This is a genomic window from Thiohalophilus sp. (assembly GCF_046483665.1).
Classification (GTDB): Bacteria; Pseudomonadota; Gammaproteobacteria; order UBA6429; family Thiohalophilaceae; genus Thiohalophilus.
This window is the reverse complement of record NZ_JAWOCR010000016.1, coordinates 45,278-61,177: the sequence shown is the minus strand read 5'-3', so window position 1 is coordinate 61,177 and position 15,900 is coordinate 45,278. Positions and strand designations below refer to the sequence as shown.

Here is a 15,900-nt window from a genome sequence, read left to right as displayed (position 1 = left end):
CATCAGTATCAGTGCCGCGCGTCTATCATTGCTATTGATATGGTCTAAATAGATGTTCCGAATACCAGTCCAGAGAGATTGCTTCGTCACGTTGTTCCTCGCAATGACCTCACTATTTTGGGTCATTGCGAGCGAAGCGAAGCAATCTTTTGAACAAAGTGATCTGGTATTCGGAACATCTATTTAGACAAAATCCCGTGGTATGACTCTGTCCCAGTTAGCGGAATAGACCCGTTTATCGCCTTCGTAAGCGTCGAGTTCAGCGCGCAAATGGAAGTCAGTTGCAGTTGAAGTCAATACAGTGCGGGTAATGGTTTTGACAAACCAGTCTCCCCGTTTGTAACTGCGTTCCCAGAGGGTTTCACCTCGAACCGAGTTGAAGTCATCTCCCTGATAGGTATACCACTCCAGTGCCTTGCGGCCCATCTCCAGGTCGATGTCTTTGATATAGACGATGCCATTGTCGTTAATGACTTTCAGGGTCGAAAGGTCGAGATCCAGATCCCGGATAACACGCCAGTTATGGTGCTCCGGCTCGATCATCTCGGTGTCCAGGGGAGGAGCGGCTTCCGGCTCTCCGAATGGCCGTAGATTGTTATCGCTATCCCTGGGCGGACGCACCGGCAACAAGGCACGACTGCGTCCCGTAATGACTTTGACCTGGGTAGACTCCGGGGCCGGCCAGGCCAGCGGCCAGTAAGAGGTGGATACAGCGATGCGCAGCCGATGACCGGCGGGGAAATGCTGGGCGATGTTGTTGAGCTGAACATGGACCCGGTATTGTTTGCCCGGTTGCAGCGTTTTGGGATGCTCTGAATCGTCACGATGGGTCAGGTTCAGTAACCCATAGGTTACGCGGGCTGCTTTATTGTCGGGGGCGATGTCGGAAAGCCGAACCGCCAGCATGGCGACGGGTTTGTCCGGGATCACTTCCAGTTCAACCGTGGGGGCGCCGAGAATCTCGAGAGGTTCTTCCAGTGGCTCGCTGTCAAAGACCAGGGCACCTCCATCTTCCTGGCGCTGGTCATGGGGAAGATCGGGTGCGGCTGCATAGGAGCACCATTTGCCGGCAAACAGGCCAAGACCGAGCGGCGATTGCAGGTTACGGGTTTCCTCTTCGGTGGTTTTATCGGCGGGGAGCAGCTGGCGCGCCGGACCGAGAATAAATTCCCGCAGTTCGATTTTTTCAGCCGGCCACTCGTTCTCGGCAATCCAGCGACCAGGACGCATCTGATAGCGGGTGGTGGGCGGAACACTGTCCTGCATCCAGACCCGTAGCATTGGGTCCTTGTCGACCCCGTTGTCGATATCTTTTAACCACTTGTCCCACCAGCGGACTGCCTCCTGCAAGAACCCGATGGCCGGGCCGGGCTGACCGATATGGGGATATTTATGGCCCCACGGTCCAATAAGTCCGCAGCGTGGCGCTTCGAGATTCTCCAGCAAGCGGAATACAGCATTGGAATAGCCGTCAGCCCAGCCGCTGATAGCCATCACCGGGCATTGCACGGCGCTGTAATCCTCGCAAATCGAACCGTGTTTCCAGTAATCATCCCGGCGCTGGTGCTGCAGCCATTTGTCCAGCCACAGGCCGCTGCCCCGCAGTCGTTCGAACCACATATCGCGCCATTTGTCGCCGACCAGCTCAGGATCGGGCGGGCAGGAGTTGTAGGCGAACATGGTGGATGCCCAGGAGAGGTTATCTCCCAGCAGACAACCGCCCATGTGATGGACATCATCGGCATAACGATCATCAGTTGAGCTGGCGGTAATGATGGCTTTGAGTTGCGGGGGACGCATGGCGGCGATTTGCAGGCCATTGAACCCTCCCCACGAGATACCCATCATTCCGACCTTGCCATTGCACCACGGTTGTTCTTCCAGCCATTGCAGGATCGCCAGACCGTCGTCCAGCTCCTGTTGCAGGTACTCATCACGCAGCACGCCCTCGGAGTCGCCGCTACCACGCAGGTCCACCCGGATCCCGGCATAACCGTGGCCGGCGAAATAGGGATAGATCTGTTCATCCCTGGCCCGAACAGAATCGCGCTTGCGATAAGGGATATATTCGAGAATCACCGGTACCGGTTCCTGTTCGGCATCTTCCGGGAGCCACAGGCGGGCCGCCAGGTGGATGCCGTCAGGCATGGGGATCCAGACGTTTTCGATGGCTTTTACCTTGTGTGGGAATTCAGTGACGATGCGCATTTACTAACCTCATTCAGTATCCTGGATGTCAAAAGACAGCCTGTCCAGGGTGGCTTGATAGTTTGCCAGGAGCTGCTTCTGACTATCTCCCCCCATGAATATAGTTGCGATTTCATAACTATAGCTGTCCTGGTTGGGCAGATCACGCAACCACATACCGGGTTTAACATGGAGCAGTATTTCGGTATCGGGGAAACACTGCTTCACTTTATCTATTTGCGCGGAAGACGGAACAGCTTTGACCTGGCCATCCTGGAAATGACGTACCATGAATTTAGCGGCAACTTTATATTTACCTTCGCGATAGGGAAATCCGGGCTTGTTTTCCAGAGCCACGTCGATCATGACGGCATGATGGTATTCGCCGTTGACCATTTTGAATAAAGGACAATGCGATTTGGAAATTCGGCTATTAATTTCCAGTAAATACAGGCTGTTATCTTTTTTTGACCAGTAAAACTCGGCATTGAAAGGCGAGTCGTTATAGTCAAAATACTCAAGAACTTTTTGTATCGCATAAATCATGCGCTGTTTGATGTTCTCGGGAAGCGTTGAGGGGTATTGATAGCGAGAGAAGGAACTACGGTGTTTTCCGGAACGAATCGAATCGACAATACCGTATACCGTTACCTCGCCTTTATGCACATAGCCCTCGAGAGTACATTGCACGCCGGTGGAGATGATTCTCTCTGCGATACAGTAATTGCCGTCAAACGGGGCGATGTGTGAAGGTAGCGTGGCATGTTCCAGGATATCGTTAAATGGTTTGGCGAAACCCTGTATCTTGTCGCGTATGATGGCAAGACTGTCTGTCAGTGCCTTGCGATTATTGATCCTGAATCCCAGGTGAGAAGAGGCGGCCTTGACTGGTTTCAGCCAGAAAGGATAGGCAATTTCGATTTTATCTTCTGCATACGGATCGAAAGGGTTCACCGCCTGAAACTCCGGAACCAGTTCCGGAGCGATCTCTATTTGCAGACAGCGGCTCCAGTATTTGTGTTCACACCTGAGTACCGCTTCCAGTGAGGGGCCGGGCAGATTATAGCGTCGGCGAATTATCGGCAGTATGGTGCTGACCGGAAAGTCCCAGTAACCGACGATGGCATCGATTGAACCCTCGAAGTTGTCCAGCTTGGTGTAGGCCTGTTGTAACAGGCGCTCCACCGGTTCGCGAAGAGGACGTTTAATCGCCTGATAAGGCAGAAGGGAGTGAAATTGATACTCATTCGCATGTCGCAGTGACTGTAACTGGGAGAGATTGAAATCGTCGAGTCCGACCACAAAGATGTTCGAGGACATCCTGCCACTCCGGCATTATTATTGGTTGATCATTGTGGTGGTTCTTGGCCTGCGAAGGCAAGGGGTTATTTATAACACTATTTTAGTTGGCGGTTTTCTCTTTCCACGCAACGTTGAAAGGCCGGCAGGTGGTTCTCCCGGGAGGCACGTTGCAGGTTACAAAGCACGCGCTGGACAGCCGGATAGTCGCTGCTGGCAGCAAGCAGACGATCATACATCGCGGCATTATCGATCTCGGCAGCTACGCCAGCCTGGCAAGCGGCCAGCAGGGTCGTCGGTGTCTCAACACGATCCGCCCAGCTATCCCCGGGGATGTGCAGTCCATACTCTTCGAACAGCACCAGCAAGGCATCGATATGGCGTTGTTCAGCTTCGACGATATTGCTGAACGGACGCACGTCACCAAACTCTTCCAGGACCCGGCGATAGGTGGCCCGGGCCTTGTATTCGTCCTCGATCGCTTCGGTCAATATGTTGTTCAGAGCCTCTGTCATGCCAGACGATCCGGATTGAATGTCTAAAGTCAGTTTAGTGTTTTTTTGAACTGTGACAACAGGCCTGGTGTGTCGTCGCGATTCGGGCTGATATTTGATTTTTTTCAGAGATACAGGCTTTGAATATTCGCCCCTGTCAGAATCCCTGGTAAAAGCGCATAAGGGTCGGGGAGCAGGTATTTGGTGATTTACGTCAACCATGACAAGTATTATTATATTCGCAAACTATAAGGAGAAAAGCCCATGTTCAATAGTGTGTATCGGTTACTGAAAAATCAGACAGGTTTTCTGACTCTGCTATTGTTGTTACCCATGGCCAGTTTACAGGCGGGCGAAGAACTGCCTGAACCGGAGGTCAAAAAAATCAATGAGCGGGTCTATGCTCTGCTTGGGCCGATCGGTTTTCCCTCGAAAGAAAATCAGGGCTATATGGTCAACAGCGCTGTATTGATCGGAGATGACGGGGTTGTCCTTGTCGATACCGGCTTCAGCGACGAAATCGGCCAGCATCTGAAAAAGACCATTGCGGGAATCACGGACAAGCCGGTGACCCATGTCATCAATACCCACCATCATGGTGATCATATCCTGGGCAACTCTGCCTTTCCGGATGCCGAAGTGATCAGTTCGAAGCAATGCCGGGAACTGGTTGAGAAAGAGGGGTATAACTGGATCGGTATTCTGAAGAACATGACCGGTAAGGAGCATCCCGATACCCGACCGATACCCGCAAAAACAGTATATCCACAGGAATCGCATACCAACGTGACCCTGCAGGAAATCCCCATGGAATTCTGGGTCCCGGCCGGCTCACATACACCGGGCGATATGATGATTTACCTGCCACAGGACAAGTTACTGATCAGCGGCGACATTCTGGTTCAGAAGATGATTCCCAGTTTTGTTGATGCCCACGTCAGCAGCTGGATTGACACGCTGGCGAAGATTCAAGAGCGAAACATCGAAACGGTAGTTCCCGGCCACGGGTCGTTGATGACAATGGCCGATGTTAAAGCTATGCATCAACGGATGGCGGACCTCTATGCCGGAGTCGAGGCAGGATACAACCAGGGTATGATGGACAGCGAGATCCGCAAGACACTGGATTTGTCAGAGTGGAAAAAGATGAAGGAGTTCGAGGGGCAGATGGGCGTCAATATCAACCGGGCTTATCTTGAGATCGAGCGCGAGAGTTTTTAACCTGGTGGCTTTGTGTCTCAAACCGTGAGGACAACACGTGTTCAATCCACTGGCGAGCCTCGTGCAGGTTGCGGAAAGATTCACTTTGAAATCCATCGCCGATCCAGGTCTGGGAGAATACCTGGTAGGTGACATCCACACCGTTGAGCTGGCGGGGTGAGCCGACCAGGGCGACAAGCTGGTTTGGGTTTCTGGCGGCCTCTTCCTTGTCTTCGAGGGTAATGATGTGAAGCTCCTCGGGTGAAACCTCCATCCGGTTAGCCCCGGTAAAATCCCAGATCTGGTAGCGCAGCTTTTCTTCCGGATCCCGGGCGTAAATTTCCCGGTTGAGATCGATGATTTCCCGGCCGCTGACCAGACCGCTCATCTTGAGCAAAACACCCTGATGATTATTTTCCATCTGGATTGTGCCGGGCATCGGTTTCACCTGCCGAGACAGTTGTCATGTAGGTCTATACATAAGTAGATTAGTCAACAATTATTGCCCCGGCAAGCCCGGCTCGCCTTGATACGCATCAAGGGACAGACGGAGCGGGGTCGGTAGGCTTCAATAGATGTACCCACGTTCGGCCTGTCTGGTCTGATCGATAAAGGAGAGAATTATGTTACTGGTGCTAAAACGCGTTGTCCTCGGAAGCCTGCTTGTCATTGCGGGCAGCGGGCATGTACTGGCCCAGGGGGAGGCGGGTCCACTGGATGGTGAGCCAAAACTACTCAAATTATTGCAACAGGAGATGCAGGCCCTGGAAAAAGCGCTGGCTACTATAGGTACGTCCCTGCCACGAGGGGAGTGGCATGCTGTGGCGGAAACGGCCGGCCAGGTCCATGACAGCTTTATTTTTCAGCAGAAGCTGACTGCCGAAGATCGCAAGACCCTGCACCAGGCCCTGCCGGAAGATTTTATCCGTCAGGACAAGGCATTTCATCAACAGGCGAAAAAGCTGCAATACGCCGCCGAGTCGCAGGATGCCGAACTGAGTCTGTTCTATTATTCAAAGATGGTGGAGAGTTGCGTCGCCTGCCACAGGCAATTTGCAACCCATCGATTCCCATCCTTGCTAGAAGGCGGCTCGGATCATTAGGACCGTTGAGTAACACGCCGTAATGTGGTGGGTTGCAAAGGGGCGAGGTGCGAGGAACGAGGAAAAGCGGGAGATCGATCAGGGCGATTTGCGGAAGGAATAGTACTTGTGTCCGAGGTAGCTGGTGACGGCGGGGATGGCCAGGCCGATCAGGTGGGCGACCTCGGGGGCATAGAAGGTGTAGCCCGCGGCGGGGAACAGGTATTCAGCCAGGCCGACGCTGATCAGCCAGACCTGCACTACGGCCAGCAGGTTGACCAGGGTGAAATCGCGCAACTCGTGCCAGTGATGGCGGCCGCTTTTTTCGAATACGTAGAGCTTCGAGAGGATAAACGCGGTCAGCATACCCACCAGATAGGCGAGAATCACCGCCAGTCGATAACCGACCCACTCGTTAATAATAATCCGCGAGACAAAGTTCACCAGCGCGGCGAAGCCGCCGACGACCAGAAACTGCATGAACTCGGTACGCAGGGGCTTGCTCATGGCCGGTTTCTCATGACTGCTTTCATGATTGTGCCATCATGGCAAGTTGCTTGCCGAGCTGGACGCTTTCGGCGATAGAACGATCTTCGGGATAGTAATAGGACGTATCGGCAATCAGCAGGTTCTCGACCTTGCCGCGAATCGGTGGCAACAGACTGGCAAAGCCCGGCTGACAAATGGGTTGCGCATAGGCGTAGCGCGAGGCATTGACTGAAAGTATGTCCTCATCGCCGAGTTCAGGGTTAAGTTTTTTCAGATAGCCGGTGGCTTCATTGATAATCGCTTCATCATTCCAGCTGAATTTGGGGTGTGATTGTGGCATGTAATAAGGCACATAGACGATATTGTCGGGCAGAGGACGCAGATTGCTCATTTCGATGATGCCCGGAATATCGAAGTCGGGATCGCTGATATTGAGCCAGAAGTTATCAGTGACCGGCTTTTTCAGTTTATAGATCAGACAAACCACACCAATGTTCTGCACCTGTCGATAGCGTTCCAGCTGCTCCTGGGGAAGGTCGGGCATCAGGCGTGGAATGTACTGCAGGGGTATGGTACTGATGACCTGGTCGTATTTCCTGACCCCGTTGTTGAGCTCGATGCCGGTAACCCGATCATTTTCGATGCGGACATTTTGCACCGGTGTGGATAGATGGATATGGCCGCCTTGTTGTCCGATGCGTCTGGCGAGTTCGTTGAGCAGGGTTTGTGAACCGCCCTGGATGTAACCCAGCGACTCCTGAAAAATACTGCGACGAGACTGACCGATCCGTCGAATCCGCGCCCAGATCCAGGCGGCCGAGAGGTTATCGGTATAGTCGTGAAATTTGAGCCGGAACAGCCGATCCCACAACACGTCGTAAGCTTTTTTACCGCTGCCTTTCTTCAGCCAGGTGACCGCATCAATTCCGTCCAGATCCCGCCAGTTGTCCTTGTCCCGTTTGGAGGCGAAGAACATATGGGCGCCATAGCGCAGGCGCGAAATGAGGTTGAGATGGGGAAAGGTCAATAGCGAGATCGGATCCCCCCAGCGGTGCAAGTGGCCATGATAATAGTAGCCCATCTTCGTATCCACCCAGTGCAGTTTGTCAGCCATGCCCAGCTCGTGAAGTAGCTCAAACAGCGGCTCGTCGGGCCGGCAGACAAAATGGTAATAGCGCTCGATGCTCAGGCCGTCAAAATCAAAATGGGCCGACATGCCACCCAGGCGATCGTCGAACTCGTACAGATCGACCTGGTGGTTGTGTTTGGTCAGCTCGTAGGCCGTGGCCAGACCCATGGGGCCGGCGCCGATGACGGCGATTTTACTCATAACATAATCCTGTTAATAAAGTTGGCAGTCATCAGTTAGCAACGGGCAGTTGGCAGAAAATGAAATTTCCCGATAGATGTCAGGTAGCGCTGCGCGCAATCTGAGCTACACTGTCGCTGCCAACTGCCAACTGCCAACTGTCAACTGCCAACTGCCAACTGCCAACTGCCAACTGCCAACTGCCAACTGCCAACTGCCAACTTTCTCTGCTGCTAATTTCTTTCTGTAGGAGGCGATTCCATCGGCGACCGGCCTGTCAGGTTCGACAAGTCGCGGCTGTAAGCCCCTCCTGCAACAGAATGTTCCTGCCGATGCAACCTATCAATTGCCAACTAGAAATCCAGTATATACGCGCTGTAAGTTGGATCGGTATAGGTCTCCCGAATCGCGGCTTCGAACGGCGTCGCTGACACCCCGAAATTTTCCCACCATGGTATCAGCTCGAATTCGTCGTGTGCGACCAGCGCGCCCAGTTGTTGCGTGGTGAAAGGCGGATCGCGATCAAACAGGGCATAAAACCAGAGCAGGAACCAGAACAGCCGATACGGAATATGGACGATCCAGGTGCGCAGCCCCTGTACCTGTTTGATGGTACGGATGATATCCACGTAATCGACTTTTTCGCGCCCGGTGATGTTAAAGATTTCATTATGCCGGCGCTGCTGCATGGCGCTGATGATGATGTTGCAGAAGTCCTTAACGTACAGCGGCTGGCGCATGAAACGGCCGTGCGAGGGAATAGGGAAGATCGGGGACTTTTTCATAAAGCGTGACAGCCAGCCGAGGTGTTTGCGATCGAACCAGCCGAACATCAGGGTGGGGCGCAGGATAATATGCGGGATGCCGCACTCTTCGACCAGCTGTTCCTGTGCCTTCTTGCTGTTGGTATAAAAGTCACTTGCGACGGATTCAACCACCGAGGAACTGATATGCACGATATAGGGTACTGAATAACGCTTGCAGGCATCGATAACATGCCGGGTCGAGTGGATGTTGTTACGAATGAATGGTTCTTCGGTAAGTGCACCGATCTGGGCCTGCAGCATGATCACCACTTCGGCACCCTCAAAGTGCTGTTGCCAAGGACCGCTTTCGGCCAGGTCCGCTTCGACCACGGTAATATCCGGATGCAGTTCGGCCAGCATGCGGGTGTTATGCGGATGTTTGTCGATGCCGACCAGATTGGTATAGCCGGCCTGTGTCAGAAACACGATCAGGTTCTGACCCACCAGGCCGGCCGCGCCAGGGATGACGATTTTGCTTTGCTTGTCCACTACAGTGACAGCCTCTTGAAGATAAATTCCGGGATCAGTTTGATGAACAACATAATATAGCGCCAGAAAAACGGCAGATAGACCACGTCCTGGCGTCGGTCGACGGCTTTGACGATACCGGCGGCGATCGCTTGTGGCTGGACCCACAATAGCCCTTTTTTAAATTCCCGGGTCATGGGCGTATCGACAAACCCCGGTTTGATGGTCAACACGTGCACACCGGCTTTGTGCAGGCGATTGCGCAGCCCCTGCAGAAACAGGCTCAGTGCCCCTTTGGCGGTGCCATAGATATAATTGCTCTGCCGGCCGCGATCGCCGGCCACCGAGGAAATCACGGCGATGGTACCGGATTGTTGGCTTTCGAAATAATTGGCCAGCAGGGTCAGCAACGACAGAACACTCAGGCAGTTGGTTTGCAGCTCTGCGAGCGCGACGTGGTAGTCCTGTTCACCGGCGACCTGTTCGCCGAGTGTGCCGTAGGCGATCAATACCATGTCCAGATCACCGAGTTGGTTTACGCTTTCGCTCAACAGGTTTTCATGTCCGGCAGTGTCATTGAGATTGCACGACTGCCATTTGACCTGTTCGGCGCCACGAATGCTCAGATCGTCGGCCAGTCGCCGGAGTTTATCCTCGTCGCGTGCCACCAGCATCAGCTGTGCACCCCGATCAGCATACAGCCGGGCGGTCTGTTCGGCGATGGCCGAGGTGGCCCCGAGAATCAGGATCTTTTTCATGCGGAAACTCCCTGTTGCGTGACCCGGCGCCAGAAACGGGAAGAGAACGCCGGATCAATATAGTGTTGAAAAGTTTCCCAGCGAGGATAGTAATGCTGAAATGCATCGGCGGACATGCGCGCATCCTTGGCCGGGTAGACGGCTCCTTCGCTGGCGACCGTGATTCCGTCCAGCCGGTCGAGCAGGTCCAGGGTTTTGCGCCCCCGGTTGGCAAAATCGAGTGCCAGTGTGACACCGGGCCGTGGAAAGGAAAGCATGCCTGGCGAAGGGACATCGCCGAACTGTTTCAGGACACTGAGAAAGGAGCCCTGACCACTTTCGGCAATAGCCTGCAGCAGTTGCGGCAGCGCATCGCGGGCTCTGTCTCGCGGAATGACGCATTGATACTGGAAAAACCCGCGCTTGCCATACAGGCGATTCCAGTGGCCGATCTTGTCCAGCGGATAAAAGAAGGGATCGAAATGGACCAGCGCTTCGCTTTTCAACGGCTTTCGATAATACCACTGGTTAAACAGTTTTACCGTGGCCCGGTTAAGTAAAAAGCCTGGCGGGCTGACCGGCAGTGTGAAACGGGTTTTGCGATAATCATCGGGTCCGGGTTGTTCAAGCTGCGTATCGGCGTGATTGCCACGATAGAAAATGCCCCGCCCGAGTTGGTTACCCCGGGCCAGGCAGTCGATCCAGGCAACAGTATATTCCCAGTGCTGATCCGATTCATCACTCAGGGTAAAAAATTCGTCCAGGCTGGCGAAACGCAGCGCCTGTTGTTCGATGGCGGAGCTTTTGATCTTTTTGAGCTGGATCTCGGCCCAGACGATCAGGCCGGTCAGTCCCAGCCCGCCGACGGTGGCGGCAAACAGTCTGGTATTTTCAGCCGCACTGCATTCATGCAATTGCCCGTCTGAACGGCGCAGGCCGAGGCGATTGATGTGACAACCAAAAGTGCCGGCGCGGTGGTGATTTTTGCCATGTACGTCGTTGGCGATGGCACCGCCAACGGAGACAAATTTGGTGCCTGGGGTGACCGGCAAAAACCAGCCATGAGAAACAACCAGGTTAAGAATGTCGGCCAGTGTCACCCCGGCTTCACAACGCAATATGCCGTTTTGTGTATCCAACTCGATAAAGCGATCGAGTCCGTCGGTCATCAGTAAAACCCCATCGGGGTTCAGTGCAACGTCGCCGTAACTGCGGCCCTGGCCATGTGCCAGCATCGACGTAACCCCGGTTGTGGGCGGCCAGGCATCGACTTCCCAGCGCAAAGGATAAAGTGGTTGTTCCACATCGGGATAGCGACCCCAGGAATATTCCCGCGTCATGAGACTAGAGCGCCAGTAACAGGCAGACGGCGACCAGCAGGGCCACGATATAACTGGTGCGATCATGAATGGCAAACAGTACCGGATCCTCGTGCAACACCCCGCGGTGGGCCAGTAACCAGATACGGCTGATCCAGTAGAGTACGGCGATGGCTACCGGCCAGAGCCAGAGCGGCTGATTATACAGACTGTCAGCCTGCAGATCGTGGATATACAGCACCATGATCAGTACCGACAGATAACCACTGCTGATGCCGAACAGACTGACGACAGGCAAATCCTCTGTGTGATAGCCGCGTGCGGTCTGCTTGCCTTCAGGTTTCTGTTTCAGGTTGTAGAGCTCGGAAAAGCGTTTGCTCAGTGCCAGGCTGAAGAAGATAAACATGGAAAAGGCCAGCAACCAGTAAGAGAGCGGCACATCAATGGCAAGAGCGCCGGCGATAATACGCAGGGTATACAGGCTGGTCAGGGCCAGCACATCGAGCAACGCCACCGGTTTGAGAAACAGCGAATAGACAGTGGTTAACAACAGATAGACCACCAGCACCAGCATAAAGTTGCTGTTGACGGTTGAGGCAATGGCGAAGGCTATCACCAGCAATACCGGAATCATGGCGATTCCCCAGGTCAGGGGTAACAACCCGGCCGCGAAGGGCCGGTGACGTTTTTCATCGTGCAGCCGGTCGGCTTCCAGATCGATCAGATCATTAACCAGGTAGATGGCCGAGGCGGCACAGCCGAAGGCGACAAACGCCAGCAGGGTATGCACCACCAGATCCGTCGCTTCCCAGCTGTGAGACAGCACCAGGGGCACAAAGATCAGCCCGTTTTTACTCCACTGGTGCAGACGCATGGCCCGCAGCAGGGTTTTTAGTGCGTCGACAGCGCCCGGACGGGGGAAGACACGCTCCAGCGCAGTGGTGGAGGCGGCCCTCCGGGTCAGTCCCGGGCCGGCGTTGACCACGATGGCGGCCGCCGCCTGGCGCCAGATTTTCAGATCCACTGTCGCATTGGCTGCATAGACAAAGCCCCGTTCCCCGAATTGTTCAATTAGCTGCCTGGCCTTGCGCGATCCCGACAGATTGCAGCGGGCGTCGCTGGCCAGCACGCCATCGAACAGCCCGATATAGTCCGCCACTGCGTTGGCGGTCTGTTGATGGGAGGCGGTCACCAGCCACAGGGGCCGGCCGCGCTGTTTTTCAGCCTGCAGAAACTCCAGCAGAGGCTGATTATAGGGCAGGGTTTGGGGATCCAGGCGAACGTGTTCGCTGAGCCGCTGCTTGAACGCCGTCTTGCCGCCCAGCAGCCAGAGGGGCAATAACAGCCCCAGCCAGGGGCGCACGGCCAGCAACCGCAGGCATGCTTCCCACAGGGTATCGCTGTGCACCAGCGTGCCGTCCATATCGACTGCCAGGGGTAACTGGGAAGTGTCGCTCAAGGGCCTGTCCGGGTTGGAAGTTGGATATCGTTCTGATTATGAATCTATTTTAACTGATTGATTTTGGCTGGCAAATAAAACTCCGCCCGATCGTAACGCCCGTCAGACTAAGTGGGGCCAATCGGGGTTCCCCCAGGACGGGAAGCGTAATTAGCGGCCCGTGCCTGTGTGAGAGGCGAATCTGGCAGGGAATCGGTTCAGGCAGGTTGTTGTGGTGGACGGCCTGGAAATCGGCCCGGACTACCGGCGGCCCGGCGTTCAGAAGATGGTCGACGATAAGCCAGGTGTTTCAGACAGGGAGACAACGCGCCGGTCCTGTCCGGGCGTTCGGATGCAGTCTGCGCCTCGTCATAGTAACGGGCAGGCAGTTCAGGGTTGCAATATTCCAATACCGGCACGACTGGCCAGTTGACGATACAGGATAGCTTTTGCGCGGGCCGGATTACTCCCGATCGAAACTCATCGTTCGTCTTGCAAATCCTTGTCTGGATCCCAGTCTGCCTCACGCGCTCGCTGGATAGCCTCGTTCTGAATACGCATGAACTTTTCCCGCAAGTCATCCGGGAGTCTGGACACCTGGAAACCGTATTTTTCCCATTCCATATTCACCTTGCCCCACAAATCATCAATGCCTTGCAACAGCCAGCCTTCGCAGGTTTCAGACTCGGGGATCAGATCAAATACCCAGGCATCACGAATAATCTTGCCGGTATCGGTCATGCCGCCATTTATATCGTTATAAATGCCGACGTATTTTTTGGGGTGTGCTGAATTGCGGTGCCTCATCAGGATTTTGTTCCACAGGGGTTGTCGGGGATTTCGGTTGCGTCGCGGTCAGTATAGAGCAAGGCAGGGGGCAGCGCGATAATCTTATCGGTGTCCGGGACGTGGACACAGGAGGAAACCTGCGCCGCCTTACGTATCGCGGCTTTCGGTATCAGCAAGTTGTTGCTGGATTTCCTGCGCGGTATGCAGTGCTTCATCCAGAGTAGGGGCCAGTACGTTGTAGTGTCCCATCTTGCGTCCGGCGCGTGCTTCACGCTTGCCGTACAGATGCAGTTTGGCGTTGGGTCGGGCAAACAGCTTGCCCCAGTCGGGCGGGGTCTGACCCTGCCACAGATCACCGAGCAGGTTGATCATTACCACCGGACAGAGCAGTCGGGGATCGCCCGGTGGCAGGCCGCATACCGCGCGGACTTGCTGTTCGAACTGGGAAGTGAGTGTCGCATCCAGAGTATAGTGGCCGCTGTTGTGCGGGCGCGGTGCGATTTCATTGACCAGCAGATCGCCGTGTGAGACAAAGAACTCCACGGCCAGTACGCCAACGTAATCCAGGGCAGCGGCGATGCCGGTGGCCGACCGGAGCACCTGTTGTTCCAGAACGGTGTCGATACGTGCCGGCACCACACTCACGTCGAGGATGCCATGGCGGTGAATATTTTCGGCCACTGGATAGCAACGGCTCTCGCCATTGCTTCCGCGCGCCACGAGCACCGAGATTTCCATGTCGAGGGTAACCCGCTGTTCCAGCACGCAGGGGTTGTTTCCCAGTTCCTGCCAGGCGTCGGCCAGTTCCTCGCTGGAGGCGATCGGATACTGTCCCTTGCCGTCGTAACCGAAGCGGGCAATTTTCAGGATCGCCGGAGTGGTCACCTGCCGGGCTGCCGCATCGAGATCCGCGGGATCCCGGATCACCGCAAAGGGCGCAGTAGCAAAACCGTTGTCGTGTAAAAAGGTCTTTTCACTAATCCGATCCTGGGTCAGGGTTACGGCGTGGGCGCCGGGACGCACTTCGCAGTGCCGGGCCAGATATTCCAGACTTTCGGCGGGCACATTTTCGAATTCCGTCGTGACCGCGTCACAGGTCTCGCCCAGGTACTGGAGGGCGGGGATATCGAGATAATCGGCACAGAGGTGATCGCTGGCCAGCATGCCGGCCGGGCTGTCGGGATCGGGGTCCAGCACGACTACCTCGTAACCCATGTTGCGCGCGGCGATGGTGAACATGCGGCCCAATTGACCGCCGCCAAGCATGCCGAGAGTCGAACCGGGTAACAGCATCTCAGACCTTCGGCAGTTTCATGGCGCGCACTTTGGTGCGCTGCTTCTTGCGGAAGGTTTCCAGCTTGCGGGCGTACCTGTCCTCCTGGCGGGCCAGCATGGAGACCGCAAACAGTCCGGCGTTGGCCGCCCCGGCCTCGCCGATGGCGAAGGTGGCCACCGGAATGCCTTTGGGCATCTGTACGATGGACAGCAACGAGTCAAGTCCCTTCAGGGCCCGCGAGGTGACCGGCACGCCCAGCACCGGCACGATGGTCTTGGCCGCCAGCATGCCGGGCAGGTGGGCGGCACCGCCGGCGCCGGCGATGATGCACTGCAGGCCCCGTTCGGCGGCCTGTTCGGCGTAATCATATAAAAGGTCCGGCGTGCGATGTGCCGAGACTACCCTGGCCTCGTGCGGGACGCCGAACTCCTTGAGGATTTCGACGGCCTGACTCATGACTTTCCAGTCACTGTTGCTGCCCATGACGACGCCGACGACGGGTTTTTTCATGCTGGTCACCAGTTGTTCAGAATTGCGCTGCGTATTGTAACCCGAGACCGGCCAGAATTACCCGGTTTGACTGACAAACGTGCCCCATTGAGAACTCCTCAGAGAGTTTTCCAGCGTAATCCGACCTGCCAGGAGTGGTCGTCGCGGGTCACGTTGGCGAACAGCCTCGGCAATTTCTCCGGCAAGTCGTCTGCTTGATTGATGACGGTCTGGTTATTGGACCGAAAAGATGCGCTTCACATAGTTGTCGGTGTCGGGGCCCTTGTCAGTTAACCGGTCATGAGGCTCCTGGTACAGGGTTCTCGATGCCAGCCTGGCGTCGTGGCGCCGATGAAGCGGGTCTTGCGAATCCTGTTCGTCGATAGCCGCTTGTTGCACGTTTGCTGCTGCAACGGAGACTAACGGCATGGCCTGTGTATGATAGTAGCAAGGAACAGAGATTGGCTGTTTGCCTGGCGGGTTAATGGGGCTACTTTCATATGATTGGCTGCCGACGG

The 15,900-nt window shown here is 55.2% G+C and carries 15 protein-coding genes; 2 read left to right on the top strand and 13 right to left on the bottom strand.

Translation table 11 applies throughout. From position 1 onward, the window contains the following. Window positions 1–183: 183 nt before the first annotated feature. The 3 genes from R6U90_RS04555 to R6U90_RS04545 form a co-directional block, all read right to left on the bottom strand. Entirely contained in the window at window positions 184–2,208 is a 2,025-nt protein-coding gene (locus R6U90_RS04555) for a CocE/NonD family hydrolase (RefSeq protein ID WP_410351488.1), read from the bottom strand. 9 nt (window positions 2,209–2,217) lie between these two features. Then, window positions 2,218–3,507: an acetyl-CoA carboxylase biotin carboxylase subunit family protein gene (locus R6U90_RS04550; protein ID WP_410351487.1), complete on the bottom strand. Its 1,290-nt coding sequence runs from the start codon at window positions 3,505–3,507 to the stop codon at window positions 2,218–2,220. Between the two features lie 77 nt (window positions 3,508–3,584). Further along, entirely contained in the window at window positions 3,585–4,001 is a 417-nt protein-coding gene (locus tag R6U90_RS04545; protein WP_410351486.1) for a ferritin-like domain-containing protein, read from the bottom strand. A gap of 243 nt (window positions 4,002–4,244) precedes the next feature. Between R6U90_RS04545 and R6U90_RS04540 the strand changes: the two genes are divergently transcribed. Next, complete coding sequence (locus R6U90_RS04540; protein WP_410351485.1) at window positions 4,245–5,201, top strand: MBL fold metallo-hydrolase; 957 nt, start codon at window positions 4,245–4,247, stop codon at window positions 5,199–5,201. Here R6U90_RS04540 and R6U90_RS04535 read toward each other — a convergent pair. Further along, a complete protein-coding gene (locus tag R6U90_RS04535) occupies window positions 5,161–5,619 on the bottom strand; it encodes a hypothetical protein (protein WP_410351484.1) in 459 nt (152 codons plus the stop codon). The genes R6U90_RS04540 and R6U90_RS04535 overlap by 41 nt on opposite strands. Before the next feature lie 184 nt (window positions 5,620–5,803). Between R6U90_RS04535 and R6U90_RS04530 the strand changes: the two genes are divergently transcribed. After that, complete coding sequence (locus tag R6U90_RS04530) at window positions 5,804–6,283, top strand: hypothetical protein (RefSeq protein WP_410351483.1); 480 nt, start codon at window positions 5,804–5,806, stop codon at window positions 6,281–6,283. 78 nt (window positions 6,284–6,361) lie between these two features. Here R6U90_RS04530 and R6U90_RS04525 read toward each other — a convergent pair whose 3' ends face one another. The 9 genes from R6U90_RS04525 to purE all read right to left on the bottom strand — a co-directional run bounded on the left by R6U90_RS04525 (window position 6,362) and on the right by purE (window position 15,403). Next, window positions 6,362–6,769: a GtrA family protein gene (locus R6U90_RS04525; protein ID WP_410351482.1), complete on the bottom strand. Its 408-nt coding sequence runs from the start codon at window positions 6,767–6,769 to the stop codon at window positions 6,362–6,364. Window positions 6,770–6,791: 22 nt separating this feature from the next. After that, the gene (locus tag R6U90_RS04520) at window positions 6,792–8,081 is read right to left on the bottom strand and encodes an NAD(P)/FAD-dependent oxidoreductase (protein WP_410351481.1); all 1,290 of its coding nucleotides are present in this window, start codon (window positions 8,079–8,081) and stop codon (window positions 6,792–6,794) included. Between the two features lie 332 nt (window positions 8,082–8,413). Continuing rightward, window positions 8,414–9,355 carry an NAD-dependent epimerase/dehydratase family protein gene (locus R6U90_RS04515; protein ID WP_410351480.1) on the bottom strand — a complete coding sequence of 314 codons (942 nt, stop codon included), beginning with the start codon at window positions 9,353–9,355 and terminating at the stop codon, window positions 8,414–8,416. Next, window positions 9,355–10,092, bottom strand: a complete 738-nt coding sequence (locus tag R6U90_RS04510; protein ID WP_410351479.1) for an SDR family oxidoreductase — start codon at window positions 10,090–10,092, stop codon at window positions 9,355–9,357. The genes R6U90_RS04515 and R6U90_RS04510 overlap by 1 nt, the downstream gene beginning before the upstream one ends. Then, complete coding sequence (locus tag R6U90_RS04505; protein WP_410351478.1) at window positions 10,089–11,411, bottom strand: FAD-dependent oxidoreductase; 1,323 nt, start codon at window positions 11,409–11,411, stop codon at window positions 10,089–10,091. The genes R6U90_RS04510 and R6U90_RS04505 overlap by 4 nt, the downstream gene beginning before the upstream one ends. Window positions 11,412–11,415: 4 nt before the next feature. After that, a complete protein-coding gene (locus R6U90_RS04500; protein WP_410351477.1) occupies window positions 11,416–12,849 on the bottom strand; it encodes a UbiA family prenyltransferase in 1,434 nt (477 codons plus the stop codon). 459 nt (window positions 12,850–13,308) lie between these two features. Continuing rightward, the gene (locus R6U90_RS04495; protein ID WP_410351476.1) at window positions 13,309–13,635 is read right to left on the bottom strand and encodes a hypothetical protein; all 327 of its coding nucleotides are present in this window, start codon (window positions 13,633–13,635) and stop codon (window positions 13,309–13,311) included. Between the two features lie 129 nt (window positions 13,636–13,764). Continuing rightward, window positions 13,765–14,910 (bottom strand): 5-(carboxyamino)imidazole ribonucleotide synthase, encoded by a 1,146-nt coding sequence (locus tag R6U90_RS04490; protein WP_410351475.1) that lies wholly within the window; start codon window positions 14,908–14,910, stop codon window positions 13,765–13,767. A gap of 1 nt (window position 14,911) precedes the next feature. Further along, complete coding sequence (purE, locus tag R6U90_RS04485; RefSeq protein WP_410351474.1) at window positions 14,912–15,403, bottom strand: 5-(carboxyamino)imidazole ribonucleotide mutase; 492 nt, start codon at window positions 15,401–15,403, stop codon at window positions 14,912–14,914. Between the last annotated feature and the right edge of the window lie 497 nt (window positions 15,404–15,900).